We start from the raw sequence: 9,415 nt of genomic DNA, 5'->3' as shown, positions 1-9,415 counted from the left end.
TTTAATTTTGCTAGAAAATGATGTAGATTATAAACTTGATGAGAGAGTAAAAATGATCTCCCTAAATGAAAATGCAAATTTAAGCGGCTTTAAGAAACTAATTAGACTGCCTCTGCTTGCATTTAGGTTAAGTAAGATTATAAAAAAACATAAATTTGTTAAAGTAGCCAGCTTTTTGTGTCGCGCAAATTATATAAACATCCTATCCAATATATTTACAAGACATAAAACGATTATTAGTGAAAGAATTGCGCCCAGCGCCATGTATATAGACGGATCCATGGGTGCAAAAATTAGTAAATTTTTGATAAGAATATTATATAGTAAAGCAGACTTGGTTGTCTCTGTTTCACAGGCTATCAGACTTGATCTAATTAAAAACTTTCGTACTGCAACAAAACAGGTTGTTATTTATAACCCATATGATCTAGAAAAAATATACTTACAATCTAATAAGAATATAGAAATTAATATAAATCAAAAAAGCATAATTACGGTAGGAACATTATGCGATAGGAAAAATCAACAGCTTATTTTAAGGGCATTTGCTAATATTAACGATAAAGAATATACATTATATCTACTCGGTAAGGGTAAAAATGAAAGCAAATTAAGAAAGCTATCCGTCGAGTTGGGTATTGAAAACAAAGTTTTTTTTCTAGGTTTTGATAGAAACCCATATAAATACCTTTCGAAATGCAGTATTTTTATATTCGGCTCAAATGCCGAAGGTTTTCCGAATGTGCTAGTAGAGGCTATGATTTGCGGTTGTGCCGTTATTAGCACGGATTGCCTTAGTGGTCCAAGGGAAATTTTATCGCCCGATAGTGATATAAATTTTAGTCTCAAAGACGATATTGAGTTTGGGGAATTCGGGATTTTAACGCCGGTAGGCTCGCAGGAAAATTTAACTAAAGCTTTAAATTTACTTATAAATGATCAGAAATTAAGACTACTATATGCTCAAAAAGCGAAACAAAGAGCAGGCGATTTTAATATAAAAAAAATTATAGATGAGTACAAGGATATCCTTTAATGTGTTGTATGTAGTTCATCAGGCTCAGCTACAAAGAGAAAAGAGGTATTATGAAAATTTTTATTATCGGTAATGTCGCTTCTATGATGATAAATTTTAGGAAAGAGCTCATTTTGAAGTTAGTGGAAAAAGGGCATGAGGTTTTTTGTTTGGTAAGCGATTATGACGAGAGCTCGCGCAAAGAGATAAGAAGATTTGGCGCAATGCCTATCGATTGCAGACTAAATGCAAAAGGAGTAAATCCGATTAGAGATATTTTAGCCGTAATAGATTTAATAAAAATTATTAAAAAACACAAACCGAATATTGTTTTTAGCTTTTTCGTTAAGCCGGTAATATTTGCGAGTATTGCAGCAAAAATAGCAAAAGCCCCGCGCATTGTTGGTATGATAGAAGGGCTTGGAGGAGCTTTTACTGTACACAAAAAAGGACAAAAAATAAAGGCAAAATTTATAAAAAATGTCCAAATTTTACTTTACAAAATTTCCTTACCACTTTTAGATAAACTTATATTTCTAAATATTGATGATAAAAATGAGCTTATAAATGAGCATAAAATTAAGGCAAAAAACGTGGAAATTTTAGGCCCGATAGGCGTAGATTTAGCAAATTTTAAGTATTCGTTGGCCCCAACAAATCCCGTTAGCTTTATTTTTGTAGCTAGGCTTTTGGCTGAAAAGGGTATTTTTGAGTATTTAAGGGCTGCGAAAATTATAAAATCAACTTTTAAAGATGTTAAATTTTATGTATTGGGTGCTTTTGATAAAGAGAATCCGTTTGGACTAAAAAAGCAAGATATTGATAGTTATTTGAAAGATGATATAGTAGAGTATATCGGATTTGTAAACAATGTAGGTGAGTGGATAGCTAGAAGCAGCGTATTTGTTTTGCCCTCATATAGAGAAGGGTTTCCGAGGAGTACACAAGAAGCTATGGCGATAGGTAGGGCGGTTATTACAACGAATAGCGTAGGATGTAAGGAGACGGTAATAGATGGCGTAAACGGTTTTTTGGTGCCGCCTTTCGATCAAGAATATCTAGCTCAAAAGATGCAATTTTTCATACAGAAGCCTGAATTAATTAATAAAATGGGGAAGAAAAGCAGAGAGTTAGCTGAAAGAAATTTCGACATAAATGAAATCAATGAAAGATTAATTAAGATGGTTTGCGGCTAAAAGCCCTAAATCCCTTTTTTACCGAGCATAATAGCAAAGGTTCTAAATATCGTATTAATTTCCAACCAGGGCGACCAGTGCTTGATATAGTATAGGTCATACATTAGTTTTTGCTTTGCGTCGTCGGCATTGACGCCGTAAGGGTAATTTACCTGTGCCCAGCCGGTAATGCCTGGTCTTACTAGATGGCGCTCATTGTAATAAGGGATTTTCTTTTCGTAGTCTCGCACCAAAATATCCCACTCGGCGCGCGGTCCTATTAGGTGCATTTGTCCTCGTAAGACATTGATACACTGCGGGATTTCATCAAGCCTAGCTTTTCTCATAAAATTGCCGAAACCAAACACTCGCTCATCTCCTTGCTGCGTGTAGGGATTATGCTTTGAGTTTTCGTGCATAGTGCGAAATTTGTAACATTTAAAGGTTTTTGCGTTTAATCCGACGCGATTTTGTATGAAATACAAGCTACCTGGCGACTGCTCGTTAATCTTTTTTTGGACGTAAAATTTTAAGAAAAATAAAATGGCGTAAAGCGATATACCGCCTACGTAATCAATTGTTCGCTTAAAGCAGTATTCAAATGGGTTATAAGGCTTGATGTCGCCTAAAAATTTTAAATCGCTATCGTCGTCGGGAATATAGCATTTTTGTAAGAATTTTTCTAGAAATTTTTCGATCGTAATGATTTTTACGCGCTTTTTTTGTAAGCGAAATTGAAGCAAGGTTAAGTATTTTATGGTTTTGGCGTCCACAAGCGCTTTTGTGTTTATTATGATAAATTTGTAACTATGGGATTTTACTAAATTTTCGACTTCTAGGCGCATCTCTCTCGGATTTCTGCCTTTATACCTTATGAAATCTATTCGGTAAAATTTTAGCTTCAACATTGATAGGTCTAGCTCGCTAAAATTATATTTACTGCCTAAAATCATAAGCGACATATATCACCCCTTTATAAAAAATAAATCTTATTATATTTAAACGAATATTTAATTAAAATTAATTTACTCGATTCGATTGTAACGGGGCACCCAATACGCCCCGCGCGAGATTATAGTTTGCCGCCTTCGATGACGAGAGATTCCGGATTTACGCTATCACCGTAGATCGGTTTTAGCGTAGCGTCGTAGTCTTTGTGGAAGAAATTTTCCTTGCCTAGCTCAATGATCTCGTTATTTAGCCACTCAAGTAGAGCTTTGTTGCCTTTTTTGACAGCAGGCGCGATGACGTCCACATCGCCTAGGGCTTCGATACCGACGGTAAAGCCTGGATTTTCTTTAGCCCACGCAAAAAGCAGCGCGTTATCGTGCGCTAGCGCCACGCCTCTTTTATCGACCAGGGCGGCGAAGGTTTCCGTGTTTTGGTCGTATTTTATAAGCTCGATGTCAGGGTGATTTTTCGTGAAATACGCATCCGCGGTCGTGCCTTTATTGACGATTAGTTTTTTGCCTTTTAGCTCGTCCACGCTTTTTATGACCGCACCGTCCGGGCTAACTACGCCAAGTGATACTTTCATATACGGAAGCGCAAAATCAACGACTCTGGCACGCTCGGGCGTTTTGGTGAAATTTGCCAAAGTGATGTCTACTTTGTCGGCTACTAGCACTTCTACGCGGCCTGCCGCCTCTACGAGCTCAAATTTAACCTTGCTCTCGTCGCCTAGCAGATCCTTTGCTATGCGTTTGGCGAAATATATGTCGTAGCCTTGGTTTTTGCCCTCTTTATCGACGTAGCCAAACGGCGGTTTGTCGCTAAAAACGCCCACGCGCACGTATCCGCGCTCTTTGATTTTAGCCAAAGCGTCCGCTTCGGCAGCCTGCAAATTAGCCTGACCCGTTAGAAAGACGGCGGCGAATGTTGCCAAAAATGAAAACAGAAGTTTTCTCATTCTTTCTCCTTTAAAATAAAGTGCGCAAAATATACAAAAGCTTGACTAAAATGCGACTAAATTTGTAGTTTTTCAGACGCCAAGCCCAGAGAAAAATCAAATTTTGTTTAAAAACGTAACGCTAAATTTAAAATGGAGTGTAAAATTTACTCAAAATAAATTTGTAAATTTAATTTTAGATTTAAGAAACGGCTAGAGGATTAAATTTGCGCGGGTTATTTTGAGTAAATTTGAGTTGTTTAAATGATAAATATGCAAGGCTTTAAAAGCTAAATTTGATAAAAAACTCTCAAATTTAGCCTAAAAACGTCAAATTTAAAACCCCTAAAACGAAAATAAATTTAAAAACTTCTTCGCGCGTTCGCTTTTTGGATGCGTGAAAAATGCCTCGGGCTCGCTCTCTTCGACGATTTTGCCCTCATCCATAAAGACGATGCGATTTGCCACCGAGCGGGCAAAGCCCATCTCGTGCGTTACGATCAGCATCGTCATGCCATCTTTTGCGAGATTTATGACGACGTCTAGCACCTCGCGCACGATCTCGGGATCCAGCGAGGCTGTTATCTCGTCAAATAGAATAATCTCAGGCCTCATGCAAAGCGCGCGCACGATGGCGATACGCTGCTTTTGCCCGCCGCTAAGCTCCTTTGGATAGGCGTATTTTTTGTGTTTTAGACCTACTTTTTCCAGCCACGCTTCAGCCTCTTTTTCGACCTCTTCGCGGTTTCTTTTTTGCGCTTTTACCGGGCCTAGTACGATGTTTTCGATGACGTTCATATGGTCAAACAGCTCGTAGTTTTGAAAAACCATGCCCACTTTTTGGCGGATTTTTATCCAGTCTTTGTAGTCTTTATCGATCTTTTCGCCGGCTATCTCTATCTGCCCGCCGTCAAAGGGCTCAAGACCGTTTATACAGCGCAGAGTCGTGCTTTTGCCGCATCCTGAAGGCCCTAGGATCACGACTACTTCGCCGTTTTTGACGCTAAGGTCGATGCCTTTTAACACCTGCAAGTCGCCGTAAGATTTGCTTAAATTTGAGAGTTTTAAAATTTCGCTCATTTGATTCCTTATGCCCATCTGTTTTCAAGTATCTTGGATAGTTTTGAGATAGGATAGCAGACGAGAAAATATAATAAAAATATAAAGCCGTATATCCAAAACGGCACGGTCGGGTTAGCGGTTAGGCTCGCCGTCTCGATCGTTTGCTGGCCTACTTTTAGCAGGTCTGGCACGCCGATGAGAGCGACGATCGGGGTGGTTTTGATGATACGGCTTAGCAAATTTACGCCGGCAGGCACTAGACGGCGCGTTGCTAGCGGGATCACGACGTAAAGATAAATTTGAGTCTTGCTAAGCGCCAGAGCCGCCGCGCTCTCAAACTGATGTCGCGGTATCGATACGATCGCACCGCGCACGATATCCATCATCTCAAATACGCCCCACAAGCTAAATACGATGAGTGAGGCGTTAAATTTGGAAATATCTAGCCCAAATGCCTTGCTTGCGCCATAGTAAAACAAAAATAGCCAGACGATTTGAGGCATTATGCGAACGATTTCTAGGCAAATTTTTAGCACGAAAAAGATAAATTTGTTTTTCGAGCTCATAGCCACGCCCAAAAACGTGCCCAAAACAAGAGAGACGGCGATCGAGATGGCCGAAATCTGCACGCTCATCCACAGCCCCTCGAAAATCAGCCGCTTTAAGACCAGCGGGTCGAATAAAATGCTAACTCCGTCCAACTCTCATCCTTTTTTCTAGCCAAAATAAGACCAAAGATATCGGCAAAATGATAATCAAATAGCTAACGACGAGCATAAAAAGCGCCTCGTCGGTCATGTAATAAAGCCCGATGATATCCTTGGTCGCGTAAACTAGGTCGGGCAGGGCGATGATACTGATGACCGAGGTTTCTTTGATGAGAAAGATGACGTTAGCCGCGATAGAGGGGATCGAAACGCTAAAGGCCTGAGGCAAGATAACGTAGCGTAAAATTTGCCCCTGCGTGAGCGCGACGCTAAGCGCGGCTTCGATCTGCGTCTTTTTCACCGCCTCAAAGCCGAGGCGAAAACTCTCGGCCATATAGCTGCCGCCTAGAAACGCAAGTCCCGCGACCGCGCAGGTAAAGGCGCTCAAATTTAGCCCGAATTTGCTAAGCCCGTAGTAGAGGAAAAAAAGCTGGATAAGTAGCGGCGTGTTTCTAGAAACCTCGATGTAGCCGTTTACGACGGGCATCAGGATCTTGATCTTGTAAAATTTAACCAGCGTGCAAAATATGCCGATAACAAGCGAGAGCAAGATGCCGTAAAGCGAGAGCTTGACGGTGAAAATGCCCGCTTTTACGAACATCGGCGTAAATTCTTTTATAAACTCAAAATCCATAAATTTTTTAGCTTCTTTTTGATAATTTCGCGAGATTGTAGCGAAAGCAAACTAAATTTAAAACTAATTTTGTATGATTTATTTTAAAATTTAAGCTTGCAAAAGGTATCATAACCCCTAAATTTTGATAGAAATTATTTAAATAAAGGACGAATTTGAGAGCGTTTGCAGAGTGGGAAAAACAAGAGCTGATATTTTTATCGCTTCCGCACGAAAACACCGACTGGAAGCCGTATCTGGGCGAAATTTTAGACGCCTACGAGAGTTTGGTCGCCGCTATCGTACCGTTTCAAAAGGTCGTTTTGATCTGCCCCGAGGAGAGGATTTTTCGGGAGCGATTTGCTAAATTTGATAACGTAGAGTTCGTAAAAATCGATACCGATGATACGTGGATACGCGACTACGGCATGATCGACGTAGAGGACGGCGCTAAAATCGTCAGCTATGATTTCAAATTTAACGCTTGGGGCGGCAAATTTGAAAGCTCGAAGGATAACGCCGTAAATTTGGAGCTTGCTAAGCGTTTTAAAAGCGATTTGCGAAGCATCGATCTCGTGCTTGAGGGCGGCAGTATCGATTTTAACGGGCGCGGCACGCTACTAACGACGCAAAAGTGCCTACTAAACGACAACCGCAACTCTCATCTAAACAAAGAACAGATCGAAGCGCGGCTTAAGGAGCTTTTCGGCCTTGATCGCGTGATATGGCTTAAAAACGGCTTTATAAAGGGCGACGACACCGACAGCCACGTCGATACGCTGGCGCGTTTTATCGCTCCTGATACCATCGCCTACGCCTCCTGCGACGATCCAAACGACGAGCATTTCGAGGAGCTTGCCGCGATGAAAAAAGAGCTTGAAAGCACGGGCTTTAAGCTCGTGCCGCTGCCGCTTCCCAAGGCTAAATTTTACGGCGGCAAGAGGCTTGGCTGCACGTATGCGAATTTTATCTTTATAAACGGCGCCGTTATCGCTCCGACGTACAATGATGACAACGATAAAATCGCGCTCAAGAGGCTAGCACAGCAGCTGCCTAATCATAAGATAATCGGCGTGGATTCGCTCGTTTTCGTACGTCAAAACGGCTCGCTACACTGCTCCTCACAGAATAGATTTTTAGGCGCAAGAAGCGAAAGCGAAATCTAAATGCAACTAAACGATGTCGGTATAAAAAGGCAAAATGAAATTTTAGGCCGCAGAGCCGTAATAGTCGCGGGCGCGACGGCGTTTGCGCTAGCCGTGGTTAAATTTGCCGCTGGTTTGATCGGCGGTTCGGTGGCGGTGCTTAGTTCGGCGATCGATTCGATGCTTGACCTGCTAGTTTCCGTGCTAAATTTCTTCGCCATTCGTAAATCCCAAGCTGCGCCTGATGCTAAATTTAACTTCGGCTACGCCAAGCTAGAAGCGCTTGCAGCGATGTTTGAGGGCGTTTTGATCGTGGGTGCCGGCGCGTTTATATTTTACGAGAGCGTGCGTAAGCTGCAAACGGAGCAAGCGCCCGTAGATACGGCTTTTTCGCTCTATGCGATGGCGCTATCGGTCGCGGTTACGGGGCTACTGGTCGCCTACCTCTCTCGCGTCGCTCGCCGCACGAGAAATTTGATCGTTAGAGCCGACGCGCTGCACTATAAAAGCGACCTTTTTAGCAACCTAGCCGTTATCGCCTCGCTTATCTTGGTCGAATTTACGGGATTTGCCGCGATAGACGCCGTTTTTGGTATAGTAATCAGCGGCTACATCGCCGTTAGCGCGATAAATTTGATGAAAGAAAGCGTAGGCGTGTTGCTTGACCGAGCGCTAGATCCCGAGATGACGGCGCAAATCGAGGAGATAATCCGCTCGCGCCCTCAGATAGCAAGCTATCACGGACTGGCTACCAGAAAGAGCGGAAACATCTACTACGTCGCGGTTCATCTAGTCTTTAACCGCGAAATTTCGCTTTACGACGCGCACAAAATTTCAGACGAGATAGAGGCCGCTATCAGGGCTAAATACGGCGAGTTTGAGTGGCAAATCACTACGCATCTTGATCCGTGCGACGACCAAAACGGCTCGTGCGAATGCTAAATCAAAGGAAAAATATGAAAATTTTATTCGTTTGCCACGGAAATATCTGCCGCTCGACTATGGCGCAGTCCGTTATGCAAAATTTGAGCGAAAAGGCGGGTCTGGCAGAGCGTCTTAGCATCGACTCGCGTGCCACGCACGAGGACGAGATAGGCGAGCTGCCGTACTACGAAACCGTTCGGGTTTTAAAGCAAAACGGCGTGCCCGTAGCGCCTCATAAAGCGACCTTGATAATGCAAAAAGATTTTGATAGCAGCGACCTTATCTTGATAATGGACGATGAAAATTTAAGGACTTTGAAGCGTAAATTCGGCGCTGAGGCTAAATTTGACGAAAAAGTAAAATTCCTACTCGAATTTAGCGAGGCCTCAAGCGGTAAAATAATCGCCGATCCATACTACACCCGCGATTTTGAGCGCTGCTACGAGGATGTTTCTAGCTCTTGTGCTGGCTTGCTTGAGAGGCTAAAGCAAATTTTATAAGCGGCGAAAGCGGCAAAATTTGCTCGCCCGATCAGCCGTTCAAGCCCTAATTTATCCCCGCTTTGATATAATTTTAAAAATTTAAATCGTAAGGAAAAATATGAAAGTAGCGCTAATCCAACAAAAATTTTACGGCACCAAAGACGCGACCGTGCAAAGGACGCTCGAGCTCGTGCGCGAAGCTAGCGGCGGCGGGGCAGAGCTCGTGGTGCTTCAGGAGCTGCACCAGACGCAGTATTTTTGCCAGAGCGAGGAGACGAGGTTTTTTGATCTTGCCGAGGGCTGGGAAAACGACGTCAAATTTTGGGGCGAGGTAGCGCGACAAAATGGCGTCGTGCTCGTTACTTCGCTCTTTGAAAAGCGCGCGGACGGCCTGTATCACAACA

Annotated in this window: 11 protein-coding genes; 6 read left to right on the top strand and 5 right to left on the bottom strand. The window is 42.5% G+C overall.

Annotated features, from left to right (window positions below; genetic code table 11):
• A partial coding sequence (locus QZ147_RS06835; protein ID WP_295148555.1) for a glycosyltransferase occupies window positions 1-1,036 on the top strand: 1,036 nt, incomplete at its 5' end.
• Window positions 1,037-1,086: 50 nt separating this feature from the next.
• Window positions 1,087-2,211 (top strand): glycosyltransferase family 4 protein, encoded by a 1,125-nt coding sequence (locus tag QZ147_RS06830; protein ID WP_295148552.1) that lies wholly within the window; start codon window positions 1,087-1,089, stop codon window positions 2,209-2,211.
• Window positions 2,212-2,216: 5 nt separating this feature from the next.
• Here the strand turns inward: QZ147_RS06830 and QZ147_RS06825 are convergent, their stop codons facing one another.
• From QZ147_RS06825 to QZ147_RS06805, 5 genes are all read right to left on the bottom strand, one after another.
• Window positions 2,217-3,152 carry a sugar transferase gene (locus QZ147_RS06825; protein ID WP_295148549.1) on the bottom strand — a complete coding sequence of 312 codons (936 nt, stop codon included), beginning with the start codon at window positions 3,150-3,152 and terminating at the stop codon, window positions 2,217-2,219.
• Between the two features lie 110 nt (window positions 3,153-3,262).
• Complete coding sequence (locus tag QZ147_RS06820; protein ID WP_295144594.1) at window positions 3,263-4,099, bottom strand: cysteine ABC transporter substrate-binding protein; 837 nt, start codon at window positions 4,097-4,099, stop codon at window positions 3,263-3,265.
• A 324-nt stretch (window positions 4,100-4,423) separates the two neighbouring features.
• Window positions 4,424-5,158, bottom strand: a complete 735-nt coding sequence (locus tag QZ147_RS06815) for an amino acid ABC transporter ATP-binding protein (protein ID WP_295148546.1) — start codon at window positions 5,156-5,158, stop codon at window positions 4,424-4,426.
• An 8-nt stretch (window positions 5,159-5,166) separates the two neighbouring features.
• The gene (locus tag QZ147_RS06810; protein WP_295148543.1) at window positions 5,167-5,841 is read right to left on the bottom strand and encodes an amino acid ABC transporter permease; all 675 of its coding nucleotides are present in this window, start codon (window positions 5,839-5,841) and stop codon (window positions 5,167-5,169) included.
• Complete coding sequence (locus QZ147_RS06805) at window positions 5,828-6,481, bottom strand: amino acid ABC transporter permease (RefSeq protein WP_295148541.1); 654 nt, start codon at window positions 6,479-6,481, stop codon at window positions 5,828-5,830. Before QZ147_RS06805 ends, QZ147_RS06810 begins: the two co-directional genes overlap by 14 nt.
• 155 nt (window positions 6,482-6,636) lie before the next feature.
• Between QZ147_RS06805 and QZ147_RS06800 the strand changes: the two genes are divergently transcribed.
• From QZ147_RS06800 to QZ147_RS06785, 4 genes are all read left to right on the top strand, one after another.
• The gene (locus QZ147_RS06800) at window positions 6,637-7,626 is read left to right on the top strand and encodes an agmatine deiminase family protein (protein WP_295148538.1); all 990 of its coding nucleotides are present in this window, start codon (window positions 6,637-6,639) and stop codon (window positions 7,624-7,626) included.
• Window positions 7,627-8,547, top strand: a complete 921-nt coding sequence (locus QZ147_RS06795; protein WP_295148537.1) for a cation diffusion facilitator family transporter — start codon at window positions 7,627-7,629, stop codon at window positions 8,545-8,547.
• Window positions 8,548-8,561: 14 nt separating this feature from the next.
• Complete coding sequence (locus QZ147_RS06790; RefSeq protein ID WP_295148535.1) at window positions 8,562-9,029, top strand: low molecular weight protein-tyrosine-phosphatase; 468 nt, start codon at window positions 8,562-8,564, stop codon at window positions 9,027-9,029.
• A 100-nt stretch (window positions 9,030-9,129) separates the two neighbouring features.
• The coding region (locus QZ147_RS06785; protein ID WP_295148533.1) for a nitrilase-related carbon-nitrogen hydrolase at window positions 9,130-9,415 on the top strand (286 nt) is incomplete at its 3' end.

The organism is uncultured Campylobacter sp. (assembly GCF_905371695.1).
Taxonomy (GTDB): domain Bacteria; phylum Campylobacterota; class Campylobacteria; order Campylobacterales; family Campylobacteraceae; genus Campylobacter_A.
The sequence above is the reverse complement of the archived record's forward strand: the minus strand, read 5'-3'. Positions and strand labels throughout refer to the sequence as shown.

Coding starts and splice junctions, on each gene's coding strand:
- QZ147_RS06830 (WP_295148552.1), top strand. CDS start 1,087: ATGAAAATTTTTATTATCGGTAATGTCGCTTCTATGATGATAAATTTT.
- QZ147_RS06825 (WP_295148549.1), bottom strand. CDS start 3,152: ATGTCGCTTATGATTTTAGGCAGTAAATATAATTTTAGCGAGCTAGAC.
- QZ147_RS06820 (WP_295144594.1), bottom strand. CDS start 4,099: ATGAGAAAACTTCTGTTTTCATTTTTGGCAACATTCGCCGCCGTCTTT.
- QZ147_RS06815 (WP_295148546.1), bottom strand. CDS start 5,158: ATGAGCGAAATTTTAAAACTCTCAAATTTAAGCAAATCTTACGGCGAC.
- QZ147_RS06805 (WP_295148541.1), bottom strand. CDS start 6,481: ATGGATTTTGAGTTTATAAAAGAATTTACGCCGATGTTCGTAAAAGCG.
- QZ147_RS06795 (WP_295148537.1), top strand. CDS start 7,627: ATGCAACTAAACGATGTCGGTATAAAAAGGCAAAATGAAATTTTAGGC.
- QZ147_RS06790 (WP_295148535.1), top strand. CDS start 8,562: ATGAAAATTTTATTCGTTTGCCACGGAAATATCTGCCGCTCGACTATG.